Origin of the sequence: Desulfomarina profundi, from assembly GCF_019703855.1 — a bacterium.
Lineage (GTDB): Bacteria > Desulfobacterota > Desulfobulbia > Desulfobulbales > Desulfocapsaceae > Desulfomarina > Desulfomarina profundi.
On record NZ_AP024086.1, the window covers coordinates 2,636,498 to 2,661,419 of the forward strand.

23 protein-coding genes and 1 pseudogene are annotated in these 24,922 nt (G+C 44.6%); 2 read left to right on the forward strand and 22 right to left on the reverse strand.

Annotated features, from left to right (window positions below; translation table 11 throughout):
* Positions 1 to 78: 78 nt before the first annotated feature.
* The 20 genes and pseudogenes from LO777_RS12135 to gspF all read right to left on the reverse strand — a co-directional run bounded on the left by LO777_RS12135 (position 79) and on the right by gspF (position 21,280).
* On the reverse strand, positions 79 to 1,008 hold the full coding sequence (locus tag LO777_RS12135; RefSeq protein WP_228854159.1) for a hypothetical protein: 930 nt from the start codon (positions 1,006 to 1,008) through the stop codon (positions 79 to 81).
* Positions 1,009 to 1,352: 344 nt separating this feature from the next.
* Entirely contained in the window at positions 1,353 to 2,213 is an 861-nt protein-coding gene (locus LO777_RS12140; protein ID WP_228854160.1) for an IS3 family transposase, read from the reverse strand.
* Entirely contained in the window at positions 2,180 to 2,485 is a 306-nt protein-coding gene (locus LO777_RS12145; RefSeq protein WP_228854161.1) for a transposase, read from the reverse strand. The genes LO777_RS12140 and LO777_RS12145 overlap by 34 nt, the downstream gene beginning before the upstream one ends.
* 52 nt (positions 2,486 to 2,537) lie before the next feature.
* Positions 2,538 to 3,101 (reverse strand): annotated as a pseudogene (locus tag LO777_RS12150) (transposase); the annotation flags it as partial.
* Between the two features lie 821 nt (positions 3,102 to 3,922).
* Positions 3,923 to 4,891 (reverse strand): HNH endonuclease, encoded by a 969-nt coding sequence (locus LO777_RS12155; protein ID WP_228854163.1) that lies wholly within the window; start codon positions 4,889 to 4,891, stop codon positions 3,923 to 3,925.
* Between the two features lie 258 nt (positions 4,892 to 5,149).
* Positions 5,150 to 5,785: a hypothetical protein gene (locus LO777_RS12160; RefSeq protein ID WP_228854164.1), complete on the reverse strand. Its 636-nt coding sequence runs from the start codon at positions 5,783 to 5,785 to the stop codon at positions 5,150 to 5,152.
* A complete protein-coding gene (locus LO777_RS12165; protein ID WP_228854165.1) occupies positions 5,782 to 6,216 on the reverse strand; it encodes a hypothetical protein in 435 nt (144 codons plus the stop codon). Before LO777_RS12165 ends, LO777_RS12160 begins: the two co-directional genes overlap by 4 nt.
* Before the next feature lie 609 nt (positions 6,217 to 6,825).
* On the reverse strand, positions 6,826 to 8,511 hold the full coding sequence (gene gspE / locus LO777_RS12170; protein ID WP_228854166.1) for a type II secretion system ATPase GspE: 1,686 nt from the start codon (positions 8,509 to 8,511) through the stop codon (positions 6,826 to 6,828).
* Positions 8,512 to 8,638: 127 nt separating this feature from the next.
* Positions 8,639 to 10,891 carry a type II secretion system secretin GspD gene (gene gspD / locus LO777_RS12175; protein WP_228854167.1) on the reverse strand — a complete coding sequence of 751 codons (2,253 nt, stop codon included), beginning with the start codon at positions 10,889 to 10,891 and terminating at the stop codon, positions 8,639 to 8,641.
* Between the two features lie 13 nt (positions 10,892 to 10,904).
* Entirely contained in the window at positions 10,905 to 11,570 is a 666-nt protein-coding gene (locus tag LO777_RS12180) for a type II secretion system protein N (protein ID WP_228854168.1), read from the reverse strand.
* 37 nt (positions 11,571 to 11,607) lie between these two features.
* Positions 11,608 to 12,498 carry a type II secretion system protein GspN gene (gene gspN, locus LO777_RS12185; RefSeq protein WP_228854169.1) on the reverse strand — a complete coding sequence of 297 codons (891 nt, stop codon included), beginning with the start codon at positions 12,496 to 12,498 and terminating at the stop codon, positions 11,608 to 11,610.
* Positions 12,495 to 13,070: a type II secretion system protein GspM gene (gene gspM, locus LO777_RS12190; RefSeq protein WP_228854170.1), complete on the reverse strand. Its 576-nt coding sequence runs from the start codon at positions 13,068 to 13,070 to the stop codon at positions 12,495 to 12,497. The genes gspN and gspM overlap by 4 nt, the downstream gene beginning before the upstream one ends.
* Complete coding sequence (locus LO777_RS12195; RefSeq protein ID WP_228854171.1) at positions 13,071 to 14,519, reverse strand: PilN domain-containing protein; 1,449 nt, start codon at positions 14,517 to 14,519, stop codon at positions 13,071 to 13,073. It abuts the gene before it with no gap.
* A 3-nt stretch (positions 14,520 to 14,522) separates the two neighbouring features.
* The gene (locus LO777_RS12200; protein ID WP_228854172.1) at positions 14,523 to 15,572 is read right to left on the reverse strand and encodes a type II secretion system minor pseudopilin; all 1,050 of its coding nucleotides are present in this window, start codon (positions 15,570 to 15,572) and stop codon (positions 14,523 to 14,525) included.
* Complete coding sequence (locus LO777_RS12205; protein ID WP_228854173.1) at positions 15,569 to 16,228, reverse strand: PulJ/GspJ family protein; 660 nt, start codon at positions 16,226 to 16,228, stop codon at positions 15,569 to 15,571. Before LO777_RS12205 ends, LO777_RS12200 begins: the two co-directional genes overlap by 4 nt.
* Before the next feature lie 10 nt (positions 16,229 to 16,238).
* Positions 16,239 to 16,658: a type IV pilus modification PilV family protein gene (locus LO777_RS12210; protein WP_228854174.1), complete on the reverse strand. Its 420-nt coding sequence runs from the start codon at positions 16,656 to 16,658 to the stop codon at positions 16,239 to 16,241.
* Positions 16,658 to 17,242 (reverse strand): pilus assembly FimT family protein, encoded by a 585-nt coding sequence (locus tag LO777_RS12215; RefSeq protein ID WP_228854175.1) that lies wholly within the window; start codon positions 17,240 to 17,242, stop codon positions 16,658 to 16,660. The genes LO777_RS12210 and LO777_RS12215 overlap by 1 nt, the downstream gene beginning before the upstream one ends.
* On the reverse strand, positions 17,242 to 17,709 hold the full coding sequence (gene gspG / locus LO777_RS12220; RefSeq protein ID WP_228854176.1) for a type II secretion system major pseudopilin GspG: 468 nt from the start codon (positions 17,707 to 17,709) through the stop codon (positions 17,242 to 17,244). Before gspG ends, LO777_RS12215 begins: the two co-directional genes overlap by 1 nt.
* 50 nt (positions 17,710 to 17,759) lie before the next feature.
* Positions 17,760 to 19,901, reverse strand: a complete 2,142-nt coding sequence (locus tag LO777_RS12225; protein WP_228854177.1) for a delta-60 repeat domain-containing protein — start codon at positions 19,899 to 19,901, stop codon at positions 17,760 to 17,762.
* Between the two features lie 89 nt (positions 19,902 to 19,990).
* On the reverse strand, positions 19,991 to 21,280 hold the full coding sequence (gene gspF, locus LO777_RS12230) for a type II secretion system inner membrane protein GspF (protein ID WP_228854178.1): 1,290 nt from the start codon (positions 21,278 to 21,280) through the stop codon (positions 19,991 to 19,993).
* Between the two features lie 445 nt (positions 21,281 to 21,725).
* Between gspF and LO777_RS12235 the strand changes: the two genes are divergently transcribed.
* On the forward strand, positions 21,726 to 22,679 hold the full coding sequence (locus LO777_RS12235; protein WP_228854179.1) for an ExeA family protein: 954 nt from the start codon (positions 21,726 to 21,728) through the stop codon (positions 22,677 to 22,679).
* A 4-nt stretch (positions 22,680 to 22,683) separates the two neighbouring features.
* Positions 22,684 to 23,289 (forward strand): general secretion pathway protein GspB, encoded by a 606-nt coding sequence (locus LO777_RS12240; RefSeq protein WP_228854180.1) that lies wholly within the window; start codon positions 22,684 to 22,686, stop codon positions 23,287 to 23,289.
* Between the two features lie 11 nt (positions 23,290 to 23,300).
* On the opposite strand, the gene LO777_RS12245 is transcribed toward LO777_RS12240, so the two are convergent.
* Both LO777_RS12245 and LO777_RS12250 read right to left on the reverse strand, forming a co-directional pair.
* Positions 23,301 to 24,212, reverse strand: coding sequence for a DMT family transporter (locus LO777_RS12245; protein WP_228854181.1), 912 nt, complete (start codon positions 24,210 to 24,212; stop codon positions 23,301 to 23,303).
* 142 nt (positions 24,213 to 24,354) lie between these two features.
* Complete coding sequence (locus tag LO777_RS12250; protein WP_228854182.1) at positions 24,355 to 24,906, reverse strand: hemerythrin domain-containing protein; 552 nt, start codon at positions 24,904 to 24,906, stop codon at positions 24,355 to 24,357.
* Between the last annotated feature and the right edge of the window lie 16 nt (positions 24,907 to 24,922).

Consider the following 24,922-nt stretch of genomic DNA (forward strand, 5'->3'; position numbering starts at 1 on the left):
GTCAGTCGCCGTAAAAAGGAACAGCAGATTCCACCTTAAATTCGTCACCTCGTGGTTTTAAAAGGGGGGTAAGCCCAGTCACCACGTCATCAATTTCTCTATTTTCTCTTGTAAACATTGCGGAGCATTGTTTTTTAACTTGTTGATTAACGCGGACTTGGTTTTTTTCAGCCCCGGCTCAAAAAGGTCCATATCTCCATGATTGGTATGAATAACCAGCTTGGTCTGTAATTTTCTCGGTGCCTTGAATTTACTTGCTCCAGCAACTGTATAGGTTTCCTTCAGATCAAAGTCTTGAATACTTTTCCACGCGGCAAACAGAACATTTGCAGGGTAATGCACTCTGATCCCCTCATCACCTATCTCAACACTCTGAGCACTAAGATTAGAGGTAAAATAGGCGCAGAAGATAATAACGGGAATGTATACCACCGTCGCCGTCATCATTGCAACAGGATCATACAGGTAAGGGGTCGTCCCTGTAAATTTATTCCATCCATAGGCAACCACGCAATAAGCCATAATGCTTAAAAACAAAATAAACACCATGTCGGCTGTTATTGCCACCCACCTGGGATTGATGGGGATACCGGGTTGCTTGGTATACCCCCTGCGTATCAATGTAAGACTTGGTAATAAAAAAACTGCGGCCAAAATATACCTTATAGTCTGCACCCTCCTCTTTAGTTGGGCTTCTTTAATAAACTTGGGACTGTTTTCCTCCTGCCTCCTTTCTTTTTCGAGCTCCTGCATCATTTTTATATGTGCAGCCGTCATCTTCTTGGTTCGTTGCTTCAACTCCGCCATCTTCTTTTGAAACTCTTTAGGTATCCACTCCATATCTTTAGCGGTGGGTCCAACATCCCTCTCTTCTCCACTTATATGGTTGTCAAGGCTGTTATATTGATATGGTTTACTGAAAGGATTGCCATCATAGGGGCCAAACGCCAGTGCGATAAACAAGGACAAAAAAAGATATCCCAGGGATCTATTTAGATAGATTTTCATGCCGACCCATCCTCCTCATGCAATTAGTTGAGATCTAAAACCCAAGTATCTCCTGGATGCAACCCAGTCCCTGAACATGTCCCCTCGATGCGGTCGCCTTGTATTTGTCCTCGGAAAATCTGCCCGCAAGGCTCGTTCCACCCTTGCTCGGAGCAGTCTCGTTCCATGACCACGGTGTTTCCTGAAATTCTTCCCTTTATCGGGTCAATGCGGTGCCCCGGACAGCAGGTCCACTCCGATGTTCCTGTAATCAGAAGTGGTCCCCAATTTTAAACCACCTTCAAGCTCTTTTATGTTTATATTGCATAGTTCAAGTTCATGCCCCTGCAGGGGCATTTTGATGTTCAGGCGGCAATAGCCAATTTCTCACTGTAAATCTCTTCAGGAGTTGCGTCACCAAGGGATTCATGAGGTCGTAACATGTTATATCTCTCAATAAATGCTGATATTCCTCTTTCGAGTTCAACTCCATTTTCGTAGGATTTCAGATAAATATCCTCATATTTGATTGTTCGCCAGAATCGCTCGATGATAACATTGTCAATCCATCGACCTCTGCCATCCATACTGATGTCAATACAATTGTCCTGCAGACATTTTATCCACTCATCTGATGTGAACTGGCAACCCTGATCAGTATTCATAATCTCAGGAGCACCATATTTTTGTAGTGCCCGTTTCAAAGCTTTAAGGCAGAATTCAGTTTCAAGACTGTTGGATAGTTCCCAGGAAAGAACTTTTCTGGAATACCAGTCCATAACTGAAAAAAGATACATATATCCTCGATGCATTGGGATAAATGTAATATCAGCGCACCACACCTGATTGGGACGAACAATGGATAGCCCTTTCAATTTATAGGGAAATATCCCAGAAGGGCCTCCCGGGATTGTTGTCCTTTTGCGAGGGTAAATTGCCTCTATTCCCATAAGACGCATCAACCGACGAACACGCTTTCTTCCAATTCTTTTTCCGGTCTGTTTTCTGAGATATTTATACATCCGGCGTGAACCTGCAGTAGGATCAATAAGATTCTGCCGATCTATCTCTTTCATCAGCAGGTGGTTTTCTTCGGATTCACCTGCTAACCTGTAATAAACCATTGAACGATGAATCGCCAGCAATCTGCATTGACAGCGAATGGACAGTTGAGAATCCTTTTCTATTAATTTTATTCTTTGACGGGGATTCCCAACTGCCTGCACTTTTTTTCGAGGAAATCCACCTCCATTGACAATTGCCCGACTTTCTGGTGGAGTTGTGCTTTTTCCTTCTCAGAGTCTTTGGGTTTTCTTTTTGTTTTTTTCTCAAAAATCTCGGGTAAATGTTCGAGCATTTCTTTTTTCCACTTCCCGACCATAATCGGATGTATTTCAAAATCCCGAGCAATTTCACTGAGAGTTTTTACACCCCGAATCGCTTCGAGTGCAACCCTTGCCTTAAATTCTGCTGTGTGTTTTCGTCTTTGCTTTTTCATAATTCCTCATTTTACCATGATTGAAGAACTATGCAGTAATTTATAACTTAACTGGTGGTCCTATTTCCTGGGACCGGCTCTGGTGGTTGACCATATTTGCTATAGCTGTTTCCATCTTCGTTACTTTTTTCTGAAAATCAGCCCTGGTTCCGCTCCAGGTAACAGAGGCGTTGCTGGGCATTTTGCAGCCGTCAATGGCAAACATCTCTCTGCCGATCAGTTTCTGTTCATCGCAAACCAGAAGTACTTCAAGAAACAGTGAGACTATCTCCCGGTCCATGCTGGAAATAAAATCTGCAATTGTGGTGAAATGCGGACGGCTATCAGCAGACAGTGCCATAAAGATTACATTCTCACGACAGGCTCTCTCTATTTTACGGCTGCTCACAATCCCTCTGGAATAGGCAAACAGAATGATTTTAAGCAGAATCTTCGGATCATAGGCCGGGGCACCAGAATCATCATTGTGATAGCGATCATTAAAGATGGATAGATCAAGTTCATGATCAATGAGATAATTCAGCGTATATTCAAAAGTGCCGGGAAGAACCTGATTTGCAAAATGGATGGGAATGAACTTGCCCTGAGCATAGGAATAAGGTTTATACCGTGCCATTGCAGCTCCATTTATCGAAGGTAAGGGGTATTTCGATCAATTTGCGACAGCAGTATAACATTTTTACATGTATTATTCAGTAGTTAATTGGACTAAATGACTTTTTCTACAGCTTGAACGAGTCTGTAGGATAAGTATCCCGGTATTGCAAGCATCTGCTGTTTTTTGATTTTATCAAATTAATGCTAGTAAATATAATTCTGTTATTTCAGCTACATATAAGCATATCCCGTTTAAGCCCCCAAAACGACCTTATTTTTTATTTTTCTGTGATATCAGCACCATAGATCACTTATTGTTAAAGTTAAGGTGTCTATAGGATATATTATAACACTCCCCCACAATTATCATTGTAAAATCAAGCAGTACAAGAGGCACATTTACTTTTTCTACAGCTTGAACGAGTCTGTAGGATAAGTATCCCGGTATTGCAAGCATCTGCTGTTTTTTGATTTTATCAAATTAATGCTAGTAAATATAATTCTGTTATTTCAGCTACATATAAGCATATCCCGTTTAAGCCCCCAAAACGACCTTATTTTTTATTTTTCTGTGATATCAGCACCATAGATCACTTATTGTTAAAGTTAAGGTGTCTATAGGATATATTATAACACTCCCCCACAATTATCATTGTAAAATCAAGCAGTACAAGAGGCACATTTACTTTTTCTACAGCTTGAACGTTGAGCTCACAGGATTTTGCCTGAAAGCATTGGCCAATAATAATGCTTGAGATATTGCAAAAGCAAATCAATCTGCGATAGCCGGAAGTGGCAAAATTCCTTGTGAAGCGCCTGGTTATGTATATATTTTTAATATTATTTTTCTCTTGTGAACATAGATTCAGAAAAACCGTCATGCTGTTGTAGAATATCTAAAACGTCAGGTTTAACTATCGCATTCAACATGTGATAGTGGAGATATATTCTACTAATACCTTCAGCACCACACCCAATTTGATACCTTTCAAAAGTAAACTCTAGAGCATATTCGTGAAAATTGAAAAGCATGAAATTCTCATACTTTGGCATTGTTCCTCGTATAACTAAATCATGGTCTCTTTTTCTCTCATTTGAAGAAAGTAATTCTGAGCGGGCTAATTCGGCTAATTGTTTCAAACTATCTTTTGATTCGATCAATTCAAGGATGGTTAAGGGTTGAAAAGGGTTAATAATGAAGTTCTGAACTCGAGTTTCTATTCCACGATGAGCAGCATAATTCGAAAAACGTTCAATAGTATATCTTAAGCTTATGACATAGCTATCTCTGCGTACTACCTCGTACCTGCCCCTTAACCAGACAATAATAGGCTCAGGAGGCATAGGGTTCTTTCTCAATACCTCTAAACCTTTCAGGTATTCAACGAGAAGTTCGTTCCCCCACAATTCAATGTTTCTTGATACAATTCTTGCAGCTGGATCTTTAAAATCTGGAAATTCAAAATCGAACCCTACTTTGGTTTGCGATAAATCTGAATGTGATAGTTTCCTCTTAATCTCAATTGGTGGTGATTGAAATGATAAGGAGTCAGAAAAAGAAAACTCTGAAACGAGTAGTTTCTTATACTGCCGCAGTGATTTTCTGTCTATTTCATTTTTATGCACTCGTCTGTGGCATAATGGACAAAGTGCAATAAGATTTTGATACTCGTGTTTTTTGCATTGGGACCACGGGATAATATGATGGATGTCAATGTCAGTATTATTACACCTTGGTATTGCACATCTGTGCCCAGCTTCTACTAATACAGCTCTTCGAAGTTCTGCTGGGATTGGTGGGCGATTCATCACAATAAACTTTTAATTGCTATTCCAATAAGCTGAGGATAACTGTGTTCTGCTTTTTTTACATAACGGGGCTTGCAATAAGCCGCGAGGATTGTGGTTAAAATTTTAATTTTAAGCGCAACCGGAGTCGGCTTGATTGCAAGCCCCGTTAAATGAGGCCGCGCAGCGGTCTCATTTAACGCCACGGCTAACCTGCTGCGCCCCGACCCTTGCCGCGTCAGCGCCGCCGACGTTCTCGCAGTCAGGTTAAGCCGATTGTTAACCCTTAATTTTATTTATTTTTTCCATCAATAACGCATGTATTTCTTTCAAGTGAGAATCGTCTCCTTCAAAAATACTGAGGATTAGATTCAGAAACATTGTATTGCCCCCAATGACATTATCGAAATCGATTTTGTCCAAGTCTTCAGCTTCAAAATCAGGATTTGTAGGTATCTCAATTTCAGTAATCCACCAAACGTCAATTTTTCTGACGACTTCAACTAAACACTCCAATGTTTTTTTGTTAATGTTGTGGTCAATGTTAGAAATAAATTTTGGTAATTCATGGGCAATTTCGTTACGGTGCTTTCGAGCATTTTCAATTTCTGTTAAATCTGATTCGTTTAATGCCCCTTGATCTTTAAACCAAAGACAACAAGCATGAAACTCATCCTTTGGATATAGGGTAATAACTTTCTCTTTGTATGATTTGCTGACTTTCCCTTTCAACTCCCCTGTTTTTTCATCAAGACGCCATTCATGTGTGAAAAGGTCCCTGAGCTTATCTATAACGCTTTCTTTTAAAATTTCGTATGAGGAAAGGAAGAGCGAAGCCTTGACAAGACTGTCTTTCAACTTCTCTGGATTTAAGAATTTGTCCCAGCTTTGAATAACCTTTTGATCCAAATTCATTTTATTAATCCAATTGCAAGACCAAGCAGGCCGAGGAAAACCGAAACTATTGCCAAGTCAGCACAAATGCGAATGCTACTGTCTGGATGCTTAAGTGCTGCCTGCATTTGCCGAAGAGGGAACAAAAAACTACATCTAATTGGCTTGATTTCCAGATTGTGTGTTTGGTTTTTTGATAAGCCAATAATATTCCGATACCATTCGTTAACAGTAATTACTTGCTCATTATTTTGAATATTTTTTGTGTTTGGGTTGTTGTTGTAATTTTTTGTGTAATTGGTGTCTATTGCCTGGATTTCAACCCATACCGATTTCCCATTGTCGGATGACAACTTTGCCAGTGTCCTACCCTTTATCAGGTCGTTTCGGACCCAGATAGTAGAGGAATTTATGTCTTCTTTGAGGGATGCGAGTACTCTATACGATTTCATTTTTTTTTGGGGGTTAACAAGTTATTCTCTGGTTTCCTTATAACTCCAAAAACCCCAAATCTTTGACAACGTAAATTCAACATGTTATGTTTTTTTATGCTTTATATCATGTAAATATTGAGGGATATCAGGTTAACAGGATAACATTCATGTTGCAACTCCCTGCTCAACTCGCCAACCAATTCGTAACTTATATCGGTCAACAGAGAATTCCATCCGGGCAACACAGGTACTACTTGAAATGGATGCGATATTATCTTGGTTTTTACCATAAATATGGCTTTCCCAATTCCGAACCGTGTCCACTTGCTGTCTTGAAAGAAAAACATCGAGCTGAGCACCTGAGGAATCAAGCTCATCATGCAGTTAGTCTGTTTCAGACAATGGAAGCTAATTTTGCCAAAACTTCACCTCATGCTGACAAGAATTAGGGCCATACAGAAACACCTATGCCTGACAAATTTCATAACAGGAAAAACTTACGAAATCAAGCTGATAATAGTGAGGAAAAAAACTCTGTTGCTGAATCAACACAGCCGTTTTCATAGTCAGTGCGGCAATAGTGTGAACTGTGCCGGAGCCGCGAGAAGTACAGCTTATAATTCACTGCTATTCCACTGAAACCCGAAAAACCTCTTCTACCGTGGTAATCCCCTGAAGCACTTTCATCGCCCCGTCCCTGCGAAGAGTTATCATGCCGTTTGCGACGGCCCGCTCCTTGATCTGGTTGGCATCGGAAGTTTTGAGGACAAGTGATTTCATGTCCCGGCTCATGAGCAGCAGTTCATAGATACCGCATCGGCCCTTATAGCCTGTATTGTGGCATTCCGGGCAACCCCGTCCCCGGCTGACCCGTCCTCCATTTGACTCTTCTCTGGAAAGGCCTATACGGGCCAGCTCCACCTCGTCGGCAATATACTCTTCCCGGCAATGGGGGCAGATAATCCGTACCAGTCTCTGGGCAAGAACAGCATTGATGGAGGAGGCGATCAGAAACGGTTCAATCCCCATATCCCTGAGGCGGGTAATGGCACTGGCTGAATCGTTGGTATGGAGGGTTGAAAAGACCAGGTGACCGGTCAGGGCAGACTGGATGGCTATTTCCGCTGTTTCCGTGTCCCGGATTTCACCCACCAGAATAACATCCGGATCCTGACGGACAATGGAACGGAGTCCTGAGGCAAAGGTCAGGTTGATTTTCGGGTTAACCTGAACCTGGCCGATACCGTTAATACGATATTCGATGGGGTCTTCAACGGTGATTATATTGATATCAGTATTATTAATGGCCGAAAGCGCCGCATAAAGCGTTGTGGTTTTTCCGGAACCGGTTGGGCCGGTCACAAGGACAATACCGTTGGCGGCCCTGATTTCCTTTTCAAAGGGGATAAACCGGTCCTCCGGCATGCCCAGCTCCTTCAGGGAGAGCAGGACGGACGATTTCTGCAAAAGCCTCAGGACAACCCGTTCGCCAAAAGCGGTGGGCAGAGTGGAGACCCTCACGTCAATTTCCCGGTCTGCTATTTTCAACTCGATACGGCCATCCTGGGGCAGGCGCTTTTCCGCAATGTCAAGCTTTGCCATAACCTTCACCCTGGAAACAAGTGCCGATTGCACATGTTTAGGCGGGCTGAGCATATCATAGAGAATCCCATCCAGCCGCTGGCGAATCTTCAGACTGTTCTGGTATGGCTCAATATGAATATCAGAAGCCCTGTCCCGGACCGCCTGGGAAAACATGAGGTTGACCAGCCTGATGACTGGGGAATCACTGGTGTCATCCAGCAGATCACCAATCTCCTCTATCTCTGAAAAGAGCCTTTCAGGATCCTCTTCATCCATATCAGCCAGCACTTCATCGGCGGAACTCTGGGTCAGGTCATAACTGTAATTGATTGCGTTGAAGATGGATACAAGTGGAGCCAGAACTACCGGTATATCTGTCAGACCAAGAATACGACGCACATCATCAAGTGGTTGAAAAAGAGCAGGATCATTCAAGGCTATAAACTGTTCTTCGGCGCAGATCACCGGAACGAGTTTATTGGTTTTCAGAAAACCGATGGGCAGTTTTTCTGTAAATCCGGTGGATATCTCCAGCGGCAATTCCCGTCGTACCTCTAATTCGTATTGAATCCCGAGTGCTTGAAGCAAGTCAAGTTCGCTGATATTCCCCTGTTTTTTTAGAATTTCCCCCAGACGGTCCTCATTTTCCTGCTGTTTTTCAAGAGCGTCATGCACCACCTTTTCTTCAACAAGACCTCTCTCTATTAATATCTGTCCGAGATTTTTCATAAAAACCAGCATGGCCTGAGCAAATGGCTCAGCCTTTTAGACACAAAAAAAATAAAAATCTGACTGCCGTGAAAGCACTTTCCGTAGTGGAATTTTCAGGGAACCAGAAAATAACCGCTATAAACCGTCATTCTTTCTTTGTAATACGTTCAATATTCTCCTGGGCAATCTGCGAAAGAGAAGTACCATTCTTTCCAGGTTCACTCGTTCTGGTGGCAACTTCCCCGGTATTCAATGCAATTACGGCCCGATACATCTGCAGTGCGCCCTGAATATTTCCCTCCTTTTCCAGGACAACCCCCATATCCATAAGGGCAAAAGGATTCTCAGGATCAATATCAAGAGCCTCCTGGAAATAATTTTTCGCCTCCTCCAGCCTGCCTGCCTGTAATTTTTCAAATCCGGTGGAAACCAGCCTGTCCGCATGTTCCGGGTTATCCTTTTTATGCAGTTCTTTAGCTACAGTGGGCAGTACCGTCCCCATATCATCCTCCTTCTTCATGGTTACCGCCGCAAGATCTGCCGGGTTTCTGATTATATGGGGAGTGATAAAAATAAACATATTGGTTTTTACGCTTGTAGTTGTATGGGTTTTGAATAACCAGCCAAGCCAGGGAATGTCTCCAAGAAGCGGTACCTTCCATTCACTTTCCGCTGCGTCCTGCCCGATAATACCTCCGATGACAACCGTATCATTGTCATTGATAATTACAGTCGTTTCCACTGTTCTTTTGTAGGTCGTGGGACGAAATTTATCGGCGGCATCCTTTTCCTTCAGCTTTATTATTTCCGTGGATATTTCCAACCGAAGGGTATTGGCCTGGTTGATATGAGGCGTTATGGTGAGCTTGGTGGATACATCCTTGTACTCATACTGGGTATAATCCTGATCACCGACGGTTGTATTCTGTGAGGTGATATACGGCACATTCTCCCCGGCACTCATCACCGCCTTTTTATTATCAGTCGTCAATATCTGCGGAGTAGAAATAATATTTATGTCTGAATCACTTTTATAGGCCCTGAGAATTGCGGCAATATCGGGAAAAGTCACTCCACCGATACGTATTCCCTGTTTCAGAACACCAAAGGAAAACCCTGTCGGCAAAACAGGATCCGTGCTGCTTATTCCCCCCAACATATCAAAAGGAGGATCGGTATTGCCACTGAAACCGACAGCCACCTGCCCGGTACCTTCGGAAAAGGCTCCACCACCACCCCACTGCACTCCGACATCAAAGGTTTTGTTGGTATCCACCTCCATGATAAGAGCCTCCAGGTATACCATTCGCCTTGGAATATCGAGCTTCTTAATCACATCTTCCAGCACCATGTATTCTTCTTTGGTTGCCCGGATAACAAGGGAATTGGTCTCCTCATCAGGCATGATTTTGACATCTTTTGAAATAGGTGGTGCCTTGCCCTTGTTTTTTATACTTGTTCCGGTTTCCGGCAAGGCATTCAATACCTTGGCAAGCTCTACTGCGGTGGCGTTCTGCAGATAAAACACATGGATATTGCCCTCTCCCCGCTCAACTTCACGATCCAGAAGTTTCACAAGGCTTTTTACCCTTTCGATTTCCGTGGATCCGGCAAGAATGACCAGACTGTTTACCCGCTCATAAGGTACAACTTTAACGCGTTGGGTGAATGCCGGTCGTGCCCCTTTTCGTGGAACATTTTTCTGAAAGATTTTGTCCAGGATTTTGGCAAGAGATGCAGCGGAACCATTTTCAAGGGGAATCACGGCAACTTCAGCTTCCTTGGATTCCACATCAAGCACCTTGATAATCCCGAGCAGTTTCTGAATATTGGACAGAGTCTCGGTTATGATCAGCATTCCGGAAGGGGTATGGGCTATCACCACTGAGCTTTTGGAAACAAGGGGAGTCAACACCTTCTTCATCTCGAGAGGTGAACTGTATTTCAACGGAACCAGCTGGGTCACGATCTTGTCTTCCGGATCATGAGACATACCGATCCGCATTGTTTCAACATTCTGAAAGCGTGCCTTGGCAGCCGGCAGAATTTTAATCACCGATCCGGATTTCACTGTGGTATAACCATGAACTTCCAGGACCGATTCAAAAACCCGGTATGCCTCTTCTTCAGAAATTTTGGTTGGTGAAACGATGGTGACATTACCCTGAACTGATTTATCAACCACAAAATTTTTACCTGTCAGTTCGCTGATATATTTAATAAAAAGACGAATATCCACACTGTCAAAGTCAATGGTGATAAACCGTTGGTTCCTGTCTGAAGACTCAGCCATGGTTCCCGGAAGAGGATGAGGCAGTTTTTCCGCGGCCAACACCACAGAGGACGCAAGCAAAAAGATCATCAGCAAAATATGAAATATCTGAAACAGCCTGTTCATTCGTTTTTTACCTTTATTCAATGGGTTGTTCTTCAGCTCCTGCTTTTTGCGGCTGGGAAGGTGGGCGAGGTTGAACCTTTTTTGAACCAACCATCCTGCCGACAAGAACCGGCCGCCGCAGGGGCGCGGCACGTTTTGCCGGCTCCACGGCAACAGGAGCAGCAGGCTCCGGAGAACCTGCCGTTTCGCCCATTTCCAGAATTTCATCCCTACCATTATGGGAAAGCACCACCTTTCCGCGCAAAATCTTTCTGATCATGGCACCCTGCACAAAATCCCCCTGCCGGTAAAGGTTCTGCCGGGCTGTGCTCCCGTCCAGAATAATGGCTCTGGTTTCCTTCTTTTTTGCTCCGTGAATTGTTCCTTTTAAAACAATATTGAGGCGAGTTGCTTCCAGTTCTTCCGGGATAACACTGTTTTTCTCCATTATATTGTTCTTGCCTGCAGGTTCACCAAAAAGATTTCGTTTAAAAATAATATGGTAATCGAGTGATTGCTCTGATTTTTCAGCCACAGTTTTTTCCGGTTGCGTAACGGGAGGTTTTTCAGAAATCTTCCGGTTTTCCTTAAAATTCCTCAACAGGAAATATTCCAACCCGCTGTAACCACCCTCCACAATACCGACACAAATAAGTGTTATGAGCAGAAGCGGTAATATACTGGAAAACCGTTGTGTCATAGTGTTTTTTATAAAAGTCTTTACGTTTTAACCCGCACTACATTGTCCCGGCAGAAGCCAGTCTGAATGTCGGTTTTTCCATAGTCCCTCCAACATTGAAACGAAGAGCCGGTTTCCCGGAACGCTGTTTCAATTTACCGATAAACCTGCTGATGACTGGTCTTTCGGCCAGAAATGTATCATGAAGGAAGAGTAATCCACTCAATTGCAAACGCCCCTCCGGCGGTAAAAAAGGAGCACGTACCATACCCGTCACTTCCGCATCCATATCTTTTCCCTGCATCTTTCCTTCCCGAATCAATACCTGGTGATCCTGCAGTTGCAGTTTCATCTCCAGCTTATCAAAATCTATTGCTGTAAGAGTCAACAGTGATCTGGTCAACGGGACTGTTCCCTTGTTGAGAACCAGCCGGCCCTCTCCATCTCCAGCCATGGGTTTATCAAACCGGGCTTTGTATCCCCCGGAGAAAAACAGCTGTCCCGTCAACTCTCTCCCCATAACAGGCATGGATGAAGAAAAAACAGACAGATCGATATTCTCGATCCTGATCTTTTGCAAAACATACGCTTTTCTTTTCGGCTTTATTTCAAGTAACGCACTGAAAGTCCCTCCGTAACAGGAACCCTCCAGGCGCCACTGCCCAAATATATCCTTTCCGGCAGGAGACAGGTGAAAAGCATCTATCCTGATCCGACCCTGATTCCCTGGCTTCATCAAGAGCTTAACTCGTTTTGCCTCGAAACCAAAAGGGAAATGGTACACAATTTCTCCAATTGAACATCTCTCTACCCCTGTAAACTGCTCAAGACGATGCTCGCAATAGGTTTTCAAAGTCCCGGAAGGAAACCGGACATAGAGCAAAACAGCTGTCAGAACCAGCCCGTAAAACAGATAAAAAAAGAAGCGTGGAGAGACAATTTTTTTCATTTCTCAGCCTTCAACTCATAGGTTGTTACCTGTAATACGACATCAAGTGTACCTTTTCGCGCTCCATTTTCCTGGATAGCAATACGTTTGACCGCCACAACATTTTTTTCAGATTCAATTGCCAGCAGAAATTCGACCAGTTGTTTCAAACCAACTCCCTGCAGCTTCATTTCCACCATAAATTCCCGCAGATTACCCTCCCCCTCCTCGGTGGAAGGTTTCATATATTGAATCATCTTTTTTACGCCGACCCGCGCTGCCCGTGTGTCCAGGAAGGTAAAAAGGGTGAAATCAGTGGAACGCAGTTTTACCTTCTCATAAATTCCACCTTCCTCAGCTTTCAATTTACGATACTCATTCTGCAGTCTCCGTATGGTGACCAGCTCCTCCTTTTTGCGTACAATGGATTTCCCCAGGTGCTGCCTGGCCTGCCAGAAAGGGAGAATACCAAGTTGCAGAACCAGAAAACAGCAGACAAATACAGCACCCCAGAAAAGCACTTTTCTGTCGCGCTCATCAAGGCTGTCAATACCTGACTTCTGCCTTAAATATTGAAAATAATTGATACGCATCTATCTGTCCCGGTAGAAAAGGTTCAGCCTCAACTCGAACCGAACCCCTTTCCCATCCGTGTCCTGGCTGGCAGAGCTTATGATAACATCTTGAAAATAAGAAGATTTCTCGAGTTCCTTCTGGATATTGTCCACTGTATTGAAATCGGTTGTTGTCCCATTCATTCTGACCATATCCGTATCGATAACCATCCGCCTGACCTCAATCGGATAGGAAGGAGGAATTCTGGCAGAAATTTCCGCCAACAAGGGAACAATGCCATAACCACTTGCAAACTCATTATTTTTATATGTTTTTTTAAGTTCATTGATCTCCGCCTGCAACTGCCTGACCGGATTCACAACCCGCTTGACCCGGGGCAATGTCTCTTTGAAAACCGAAACAATCTGTTGTTTCAGTACGGTATGACGACCTGATGTTACCCGGTAATCATACCCCAGGTATGCTCCCGCGACAGCGAGGACAATCAGAAGAAAAACACCCATCTTCAAATACATTCCCCTGAACGGCACGGATCCTTTCGTCTTCCTGAATTCATCGCGACGGAAATTCAGGAGACTGTTCTTCCCCTTCTCCTTTATTGCCAGTGAAAAAGCGGCATCCATTACCTCGCTATTATACCGTTTCCGCAGGGACGGATCGATTTTAATCAGTGGCTGATCAGTCAGGCAGTATTTTTTAACTTCCACGCCCTCAGAGTCGGCAAATCGGGAAAGAGCATCATCGAGATCGGAACTGTCCCCAAAAAAGCAGATAGTAAAGGCGTTTTTTTGCGATTGAGTCAGGCGGGCTGCAATAAGTGTCTGTTTTAAGCGGCGAATAAACAGTTCACCCCGGTCGGATCCATTTTTCTCACCGGCGGGTTCCAGTGACAATGTCCGCACAAGAACAATTCTGCCATCCCGTACAAAGAAAAGCCCGACCTGGGAACCATACCTGTCCAGGAACAGACAATCTCCCCGTAACACGCCTGCCAAATGCAGTGCCACCCTGCCGGACCGGATTTCAACTGAATCGGGATCAAATCCAACAGCGTTCAGTGAGGCCAGCAGCCCGGAGAAAATATCCTTTTCCAATACTGCCGCAATAATATCTGCCTCTTCTCCACCGGTTCCTGAAACCAGAAAATCCATATGCAGTTTTTCCGGATCCACGACAGAAGAACTTTCAAGCTCGTAGGGAAGAACCTGGCGGATCTTTTTCCTGTCAACAAAAGGTAACGACAGATTTCGAAAAGAGAAAAACTCACCACCCAGGGAGAGCCGGGAATCTCCTTTGGAAGACAGGTCCACCATCTTCTCCAGCCTGGCCAGCCCTTCTTCCAGGGTGAGACTGTGCAGGGAGACGGAATTGCACTCAACAATGACAAGAACCTTTGCCTGCCTTTCAACCCGAACGGCGGTAATGGCATCTTCGGTAATATCAAGACAAATAATTATTTCTGCCATACGTTATTCCACCTTCCTGTGAACCACTTCCATGGTTCCATCCCCATTTCTTCTGACAACAGCAGTAACATAATATGAGCGGGATCCGTCTTTTCCTGCAGAGTGAAGTAAAAAATATGAGCTCTTTGTTGTCAGCAGTTTTTCACTTAAAACAACATCACCGGGCCATGCTGACACTTTTTTATACCAGCCGGGATCAGCGAGGGCTTCTTTGTTGGTTTTATCTTTTCTGAACAGGTCAAAAGCGGTTGCCAGTTCAGCTCCAATCTGTGAATCCATACTTTTGACCAGCAAAGGATCCATGGTATTAATGTTCATTCTGCCGTCATTACCGTAGACGGTAATAAAATCAGCCAAACCTCTTTTTTTACCGTCTCCAAACAAAAGGATCGGCGTCACACCCTTCACAAGCAAAAGCTCTTCAATTGTTTCCACAGGACCGTTTCTACACTCATACGGCGGATCCAATGCCTGATAATAATTTGACTCGGCGCCATAATCCGACTCGTTATCATCCTTGTCTATCCAGTCAACGATGGCATCAACAATATCTCTTGCATCCTCCTCCACCTGCAAGGCAAATTCACCGGACAACAACAGCTGATACAGTATTTTTCGCAGGTTTTCCGCCGTCGAAGTTCCACCCTTTTTCCCGGATTTCTTCTGCCCACCAGGTGTTCCACCGGTTTTGGCAAGGCTGTTGATCTGCAACCTGCCGGACAGATCCTCAATAACAAGCTGCAGGCGGCCCTTGTCAAACAGAGGGATGAACGTTTCTTCTTTCAGGGTTGCCCAACTGTCAAGAAATGAATCAAAAGGATCCTCCCCCTTTTTTTTATAGAGCAGTTCAGTACCGATATTGATTCCCGATTCGGCGACAGTTCTCAAGTAGCTGTTTGTCTTGTAGGAATCAGCCTGACGATAATTTTGCCAACTTTTCTGGTGGAACATCATGGTGATACCGACAAGCAGACCGACGATCATTACGGTCAGCAACAGGGCCATTCCCTTTTCATCCGTAAAAACGGATTTTCCTGCAGCCGGTCCCTTCATTTTTTCCTCTGCAGGGCAACAGCGGTTGTGAAAACTGTAACATCATCATCGGCAGCGGAGTTATCAAAACGCAGAGCAATTGAAACCATTGCCGGAAATTTGTTCTTTTCATCATCAACAGTCTGTTCCCCGTCGCTGTGCCATTCATCATGCTGCACACCGTCAACATCATAGTATAAAAAGCGAACACCTTTCAGCCGGTCACAGAGCAGGTATTTCTGTCTTTTTTCCTTTTCCATCTTGATTCCGGGCAAAAAAACCCTGTCTGAACGGTATAAATTCAAAAGTCCCGTTTTTCCATCCTCTTCAACAAAGTATTCAATCAGGGCAGTTCCACTGCCCTCCTCTCCCTTTTTAAAACTGATATGAAGAGATGAAAAAAATGAGAGTCCGTCACTGTCCATACCGGAATTTTCATGGTGTTCTCCTGAAAAAAATCCAGCCTTTCCCAAGAACAGGGAAAAAAGATCTTCATGTATGCGTTCAAGTGCCACCCGCGCCCTGCCGGCGACTTCCATTTTTTCTCCAGTAGTGTTAACAACGAGAAATGTCGCATGATACACACTATAGACAGTTGAAATAACAAGCCCAAAGATAAAAATCGCCAGAAGCAGTTCAATCAGGGTAAACCCCTTATTACCTGGACAGATTTTCAAGTGATTTTTCCTATTCATGCCCTGTGGCCCGGTAATATCTCAACGTATAGCTGTATGGCGAGCCATTTTGTTGCACCTGGAGATCAATTTTCTCCAGTTTTTTCCACGGAGCAGCGGAAGCAACAATTTCGCGCAGTGCAACCTCGTCAATTGAAACCTGCCACGTATATCCGGGATATTTTTCTCCGAAATCACCATTTACCTGGGCAGAGCCGGTTACTCCGGATTGCAATTCCGCCATTTTTGTCTCGGCGAGCGAAGCAGCAACCGAGTAAAAACGTGCTTCTATTGCATAGGACAACCCCATTGACTGGGATCCATACAGGGAAACAAGGGCAATGGCCATAATAGCCACTGCTATCATTACTTCCAACAGGGTAAAACCGGCACAGTTCTGTCGGTTTTCAATGGCATATGTTCTGTCCGGCATCAGGGAATGGGGGTATATGTTTCATAGATAGTGACATTTTCCAGAAAAGGCTGGAAATGCAGACTGAATATTTTTTTATTTCTGTCTTCCAGGTGCAGAACCATCTGTTCCATATATCCTTTTTGACTGATCCATATCTTTTTTTCTCCTTCCGCAATTTTCCCTGAATCTGCAGTCTGAACCTCAAAAATCCGTACTCCATCAGGAAAAACAAGTTGATCCTGGTGGCCGGTTTTTTCTCTTTTCGCCTCCTTTTCTGAATCCGGCATAGTTGGAATTTGCTGAGTCTGTTTTGAATAGGCCATCGGCTCCAGCCATACCGGTTTATCCGAATCCTGTGAAAAGCGAAGGGTTTGATCAATCATATCAATATAGAGATAATACGATTGTCTCTCCCGAACAGCCAACTCACGCACACCCTTTACAAAACCAATGACCTTTCTTGAAGTCGATTTCAAACTGCTGTCAAACAGATTATCACGAAATGCAGGTAAACCGATAAACAGCATGATGCTGATAAGGGCGAGTACAACAATCATTTCGATCAGGGTAAATCCTCTTACACAGGAATCTCCCCGCACCATTACTCGATGTCCCAGTTATTGATATCCCGCGCATCACCCTCCCCTCCCTCTTCTCCGTCCTGGCCATAAGAACTTATGTCAATATCTCCGTGCACTCCGGGACTGAGATAAACATATTCATTCCCCCAGGGATCAAGAGGAACTTTTGATTTTTCCAGGTAGCCGCCAGGCTTCCATTTCGGAGGAAGTTTTCCTATGGAAGGTGGTTCCACCAGGGCCTGCAATCCCTGATCCGTTGAAGGGTACACATCATTGTCAAGCTTATACATTTTGAGAGCAGTTTCCAGACTCTGGATCTGAAGAGCAGCTTTGGTCCGCTTGGCCTCTTCCGGATGGCCCATCAGTTTGGGGCCAATATAACCAGCCAGAATACCAATAATAACAAGGACCACCAGCAATTCAATAAGGGTAAATCCCCTGTAATCTCCCAACACTCTGACATGCTCATTTATTCTCTGTTTTTTCATAGTTATCAAGACAGGCTGCATATATCGGCAATTGACCGACAGATATTGATTCAGGTTCTATTTCTCCGCACGAGAACAATCCCGGCGGACACAACTGCAATTACAATAATCGTATATTTTATCAACAGGGGCGTTTTCACCATAAACAGGGCAAAAAGAACAAAGGGGTACAAAAGAATCCGAACGGCAAACCGCAGGATTTTGCTCTGTTGTATTACTGATGCGGCAACAGGAGACAGGTGATAATAGGTGGCAACCAGTTTCCTGCCGAATGCATTTGTCATGAGAAAAGAATCACGAAAAACACGGAGAATCGCCACACACGGGTCTCCCGGTGAACCATAGGCTGCAGTGGCAATGAAACAGGCATCATCCGTTGTGAACTGCACTTCATTTCCATACAGGATTTTACCATCAGACAGAACAGCATAGGCACGAAGGTAATAGGTCATTCCAGGAGTTACATCAGTGACTATACTTTCATATTCACCTGTCCCGCTACCATCCTCGGTCTGACCCGAGCGAACCAGGTTAAAGAGAAAGGACTGTTTCGTGACTTTTTTCCCGAATATTGAAGTTATGTTTTCGACGGTTGCCGGTTCTTCTTCCTCATCTGCGTTGTATTGCGGCTCCCTTTTTAAACTGAAACTGACCCCCCGTAATGTAATGGTCGGTCGGTTTTCGCATGTTTCAAGGCATTCAGTATAACATGTTGTTTCAGTTTCTCCACATTCTGCAACACACGAGCTCTCGCAGGAAAGGGTCCGGGTGTCGGTGATGATTCCACCGCTGATACCTCCAATGTGGGAAATATCGGTTACCGGTAAGGTCTGCAGACGATACTCTTCTGTGACTACGCCCTCGCCCCCAGCTCCAACCCGGGAATCAGACTCTGTCCTGCCGGAAGCATAACGGGCCAGCAGAAAATCCCTGTCCCCTGATTTTCCGGTCGATCCCGCAACCAGTACCTTCCCCGATTCAAGAACAGTCACCACATAACCGACATCATCCGTGCCGGCCATATCGGTGATAATCTTCGAAGAAACCAAACTGTTTTCCGGCAATTCTTTTTCCCCGACAATATCCCCACTGCCTGCCCGTATCGGTATTGTCCACAGGACAACATCCCTGTTTCCAGCAGATCCTGTTATCCCGGCAAGTATCACATCTCCACGGTCGTCTGTCGTAACAGTAAGTCCCTCTGTCTCATGCTGCAGGACACTTTTGAAAATTCCCTGTTCAGCAAAAGTCTCATCAGTGCTGAAGTCTTTATTCAGGCATAAAACAAAAGCACGACTGCCCTGTTCATCCCTGCTGGTTCCGGCAAGAAGAACCTTTCCATCCAGGCCAACGGATAGATCCCTGACAGTAGAAGCAACACCACCGATTTCCGGCAGCAACTCACCCCGCTCAGCAAACATCCGGTCAACACTGCCATCCTCAGTAAATTGCCAGAGGGCTGCTTGCCGGGAACCATCCCGGTCAACTGCCCCGCCCACAAGAATTGTATCTTTTTGCAGAATCAGGAGAGACTGAAGCCATGACTCGGAATTAGAATCGACGGTAACAACACCGTTTTCACCAAAACTTCCATCCTCTTCACCCTGTGCATTCAGACGAAAAAGAAAAGAACGGGAAAAATCAGCTCCAGTCACCGTTGCACCAATAAAAAAAGCAGTGTCGGTATCTGTTTTCAAGTCGGCCGAGACTATCTTTTCACCTTCAACGGAAAGTGTCTGCAGGCCATTTTCCCCAAACGTTTTATCGGGATAGCCATCTGACTCCAGAATAAAAAGGCCCAGAAGCGGATTTTCGTCAAAACCTGTACTGAGCACGGCAATCCTGCCGTCTTCCAACAGTGCCAGGGAACGTGCGGTACTGTCTTCACTCCCCAGGTTATAAGTAAACACCCCGTTAGAATGAAAAGAAGTATCCGGTTTTCCATCAGGCAGGTAACGGGAAACAGTAACTTCACTGACAGCGCCATTACTGCTGTATCCGGCGACAAGAACCTTGCCGTCCGGCTGCACTGTCATTGCAAGAATCTCGTCATCCCCAATGCCGAAATCCCTGACAACAAACCCGTCTTCAGCAAAACTTGTATCTATTGTTTCAACAGCTCCCCTGAGATCTGTTGAAAAGAGGAAAAACGACATGAAAATGATTGATATAATGCTCAGTCTGTAATTCATTATCTTTCCTCACTGCTTATGAAACCGGTTTATGGTGACATACATAACCCTTGAGATATGCCTGAGTTTTTCATGCCAATCAGGTTTTTTCATCCAACCATCTGATTCATCTCAAAAATCGGTAACAGTATCGAGAGCACAACAAATCCTACAGCGGCCCCCATCACAACAATCATAATCGGTTCAAGAAGTGAAGTCATGGCCTGAACCGCTGTGTCAACTTCACGCTCATAGGATTTGGCCATCTTGCCGAGCATGTTCTCCAGATTGCCGCTCTGCTCGCCCACAGCAATCATCTGCACAAACATTGGCGGAAACCACCGGGAAGATGAAAGAGAATCCGCAATATTCTGACCTTTTTGAATCTGTGATACAGTTTCATCAAGAACCTCATCAATATGGACATTATTAACAAGTGTGCGAACAATTCCCATTGAAGTCACCAGTTCAACGCCACTCCCCAGAAGACTCTCCAGGGTTGAAGCGAACCGGGCGAGAATGATTTTTCGGACTACTGGACCGATGATTGGAACTTTCAATTTAAGCAAATCCCAGACACGGCGGCCATAGGGCCGGCCAAGCAGCCAGCGTATGCCGAAAACTCCTGCTGCTCCGGCTCCAGCCACCACCCACCAGTATGCTCTTAAAAAGCCGCTTACGCCAAGAAGAAAGAGGGTGGGCATGGGCAAAACCTTGTCCATATCAGCAAAAACTTTTGTGATGTTAGGAACAATATAGGTCAGCAGCACAAACAGAATTGCACTGCCGATAACCGCCATAAATACAGGATACACAAGAGCAGCACGTAAACGTCCCCTGAGCGCTTCCTGCTTTTCACTGAAATCCGCCAGCTTTTCAAGGACGATATCAAGAGAACCCGATGCCTCACCCGCCCGCACCATGTTGGCATAAATGGAAGAAAACAGTTTCGGATGATCCATGAGAGCGCTGCTGAGCGTGTTTCCTTCATTTACCGAAACTTTTATTTGAGCCAGAACTCTTTGCAAGGCTTTGTTGGCGGTCTGCTCCACCAGAGAATCCAGAGCCTGGACCATTGGAACACCAGCTCCGAGCAGGGTGGCGAGCTGCCGGGTCATGACACTTATTTCATCTGAACCGATCCGGCTGAAAATACTGAAAGTTTTTTCTTTTCCGCCGCCTGCTTCCCGCCTGCCATCCGCTTCTCCGATGAAAACCGGATACAATCCTGAAGAACGTAATTTGATTCGAGCGGTTGATTCACTTTCAGCATCGATAATTCCCTTTGATGTCTTTCCTTTTCTGTCGAGACATTTATATTCATATACAGGCATAATATTTGTTATATCAATTACAAACTCATCATGCCAGAAGAAAAGGAACGTAAAAAACAGGGACATACTTTCCTGAATTACAGCCTGATAAAATTACCGTATCTCCTGATTGACTGAGTTTCATGGGTAAGCAAAATTAAAAAAATGACTTTTCCGATGAAATGATTGTAAAATAAACTTGAATTCGTGTGCATTCGATGGTGGTGCAACCTGTTCTTTCCCCTCACTTTGATTATAGGGATTTCTATCAACAGATTCAAAATGAACAGGATACATTGCTGACGGATGTCCGAAAGGTGACATGCAAAAGAAAATCCGACTACGCAAAACCGCCTTCAGTGACGGGATTTTCAGACTGAGAAGCATGGATTAAAAGCTGGCCTGAAGAGCAAAACAAAACTCGAACCACTCACTTACCCGAAATTTAACTGCGTTCCGTCACATGTACACCCAATATTTTGGTTTAGAGAAAAAACCATTTTCAATAGCCCTGGAACCCGAGTTCATTTACATGAGCACGCCACACCAGGAAGCCCTGGCTCATCTTCTTTACGGAACAGAAAATGACGGATGCATCGTACTGCTTACGGGAGATGTGGGTACAGGTAAAACAACCCTGTGCCGGTGTATGGTGGATAGACTTCCTGAACACACCGAATATGCACTTGTTTTAAATCCCAGTCTCACGATTACAGAGCTTTTGAAAACAATATGCGAAGAATTCGGGGTATCGGCTCCATCCCACCCTGTTTCCAATAAGGTCTATATTGATCTCCTTAATAGATATTTCCTGACCGCCCATGCAGCAGGTAAAAACTGTATTCTTATAATTGACGAAGCCCAGAATCTTGAACTGGATGTGCTGGAGCAACTCCGTCTCCTGACAAACCTGGAAACAGATAACCAAAAGCTGTTGAAAATTGTGCTGCTGGGGCAATCGGAACTCCGCGACACGCTCAGGGGCGAACAACTTGCCCAGATCAATCAACGCATCACCACCCGCTACCATCTTCATCCTCTTCCCGCGGATGAAGTAAAAAATTATATCAACCATAGAATCGTGCTCGCCGGTGGTCCCGGAATTTCACTTTTTTCGCGAAAAGCAATTCATCACATAATTGTATCTTCCCGGGGAATACCGAGAATAATCAACCTGATCTGCAACCAGGCCCTCCTGGGTGCTTATGCCGGTTCAAAAGAACGTGTTACTGCAACAATCGCAAAAACAGCAGCAGGTGAAGTGCTGAAAGGGCCACCAGCTCCTCTATCCTCAAGGCAGCGCCCTGTTGTTATAACACTTTTCCTTGTTCTCCTGGCCTGCCTGGTATTATTTTTTTTCATGACCGGAAAGATAAATAGTGTTGCAACACTGTTCTCCCAAAATACTTCATGGATCTCCGCTCAGAAAAATCCAGATAATATCCAGGATAACATGCAAAAGACGTCGACAACCAAGGGAAAATGATCTTATGTCATATATTCTGAATGCATTAAAAAAGTCGGCAGCAAAAAGACAACATGATGAAAAGCACAGTTACGATTTCATACGTGACCCCTTACCGATTTCCCTGCCTTTTGATTTTTCGGAATTTGGCAGGCCTGTTTTTCTTTCCTGTTTAATACTCATTCTTTCCATCTCCTTTGGAACCTGGTTTTATAAATCCTCAAGCCCTGAACAGAAAGAACAGGTCGAACAGGGTCATCAGGAAACTGCGAACATGACTCCCAGGGTGTCAACCGTAAAGCTTTCGAAACTGACGATAACATCCCTCGCCTGGAAAGGTAAAACTCCAACCGATCCCCTGGAGAAACCGCCGCAGAAGATTGCTCAAATCCTTCCACACCAGATTCCGGATCGGGCAGAACTTCCTGTGACAACAAAAGATACATTTCCGCAACTCCACTTTGCCGGGCATGCCTGGTCTACTGTTCCTTCAAAACGTATGATTATTATTAATAACGCCATTCTCAGGGAGGGGGATAGAATTGACCCGCAGCTTCGGCTCATGGAAATCACCCGCCGGGGAGTCATCCTGGAACAGGGAGAGAAAAAATTCAGAATAGAACTTGAATAGCCAAAACCTATTCAGGTCATAAGAAAATAGATACCCATTACGGCAATACATGCACCGGCAACAGCCCTGGCAGAGACATGCTCCTTATGTAAGAACACGGAAAAAGGGATAATGACTACAGGAACAAGGGAGAGAATAGTAGAGGCAACGCCGACACTCAGATAATGAAGGACAGCCAGTGACAGGGAAACTCCAAGAAATGGTCCTACAACTGCTCCGACAGCGGTCAACGCCACAGCTCTTCCATCTGTCAGGGCCAACCTGACCTTTTGCCACCTGCCGGTGAGTGTGAAATAAAAAAGGAAACAGACAAAGGCCGCAAGAGCACGTATCTGAGTGGCTGAAAATGCATCCAGGTATCCCGCTTCCACCTGCATGCCGATTTTACTGAACACATAGCCCACAGCCTGACCCAGCATGGCAATACCAGCAAAAACAACCCCCTTGGGAGACACATGCCTTCTTTGTTGTTCCTGCTGGTCACGGGTCCCGCCGCCTTTTTCCAGAATAACTGTTCCCACGCCGAAGAGTGTCATCAGCATTCCTGACCATTGCTGCATGGTATAGATTTCACCGAGAAACAGGTAACCGATTACAGCAGATGCGGGAGCTGCAAGAGAAAATATCAGCATGGCGATTCGGGGACCAATTTCCACAAAAGACTGAAAAAGAAAAATATCGCCGATAAAAAAACCGATTATTCCGGAAAGACTGAGATATATCCACGCGTGGGCGGGAAACTGCAAAGGAAGAAAACTGCCTCGCCGTATCAGCAGCAGAGTGGTGAAAAGAAGCAGGGCCACCGTGATTCGTATAATATTGACGGGAATGGCTCCAACCCGTCTGGAAGCAGCCTCAAAAAACTGAACACTCACAGTCCAGCAAAGCACGGTGGCGAAAGCCAATATTTCTCCGGTAAACATTTCACTCGTCCTTGTCTGGCTGTACTTCAGGAAACCTGCAGAGAACCACCTTGCACAAACCCTGACAACCTATTGCAAAACTTTGCGGAAAACAAGGAGAAAACAAATATGAAATATTTAACCAGGCTGCTACAAAATGTTTTTAATGAACGCTCTCCGGATGAGTATAGAGATTATAAAGGCCCTCTTCCTCGACCTGGATCCTCCGGGTCAGCTGTTCTCCGACGGCCTCCAGTTCTTTTCTGAAATCATCATCATAGACCGCTCCTTCTGCTGTCGCCTTACTGATAAAAACAAAAACCATGTTACCTATTGCTGTCATTTCCTTCTGCATCTTCCTGGCCAGATCCCGTTTATTTCGATCATCAATATAGAGGTATTTCAGATAAACATACAGCAGCACGTTTTCCCTTAAGATATGGGAAATAAGTTCTCTCTTGAACTCCTTCAGGTAAAGCCGTACCGACGAACAATCTCCCCTGTCCAGGGCGGCAACAATGGAACTGAACAGAGATATCAACATGACATGTTCGTCTTTGAACTCTTCTATCAAATCATTGTGCCAGGAAATCCTTGTTCCTTTCACATATATTTTTTCTTCAATATCCGTTTTTACAGAGGAAGACACAGGAAAACGATTTTTCCGGCCACCAACCGTAACCTCTTTGTTTCTTTTAAAAAAACCAAACATCATCTCCCCACAACAATAA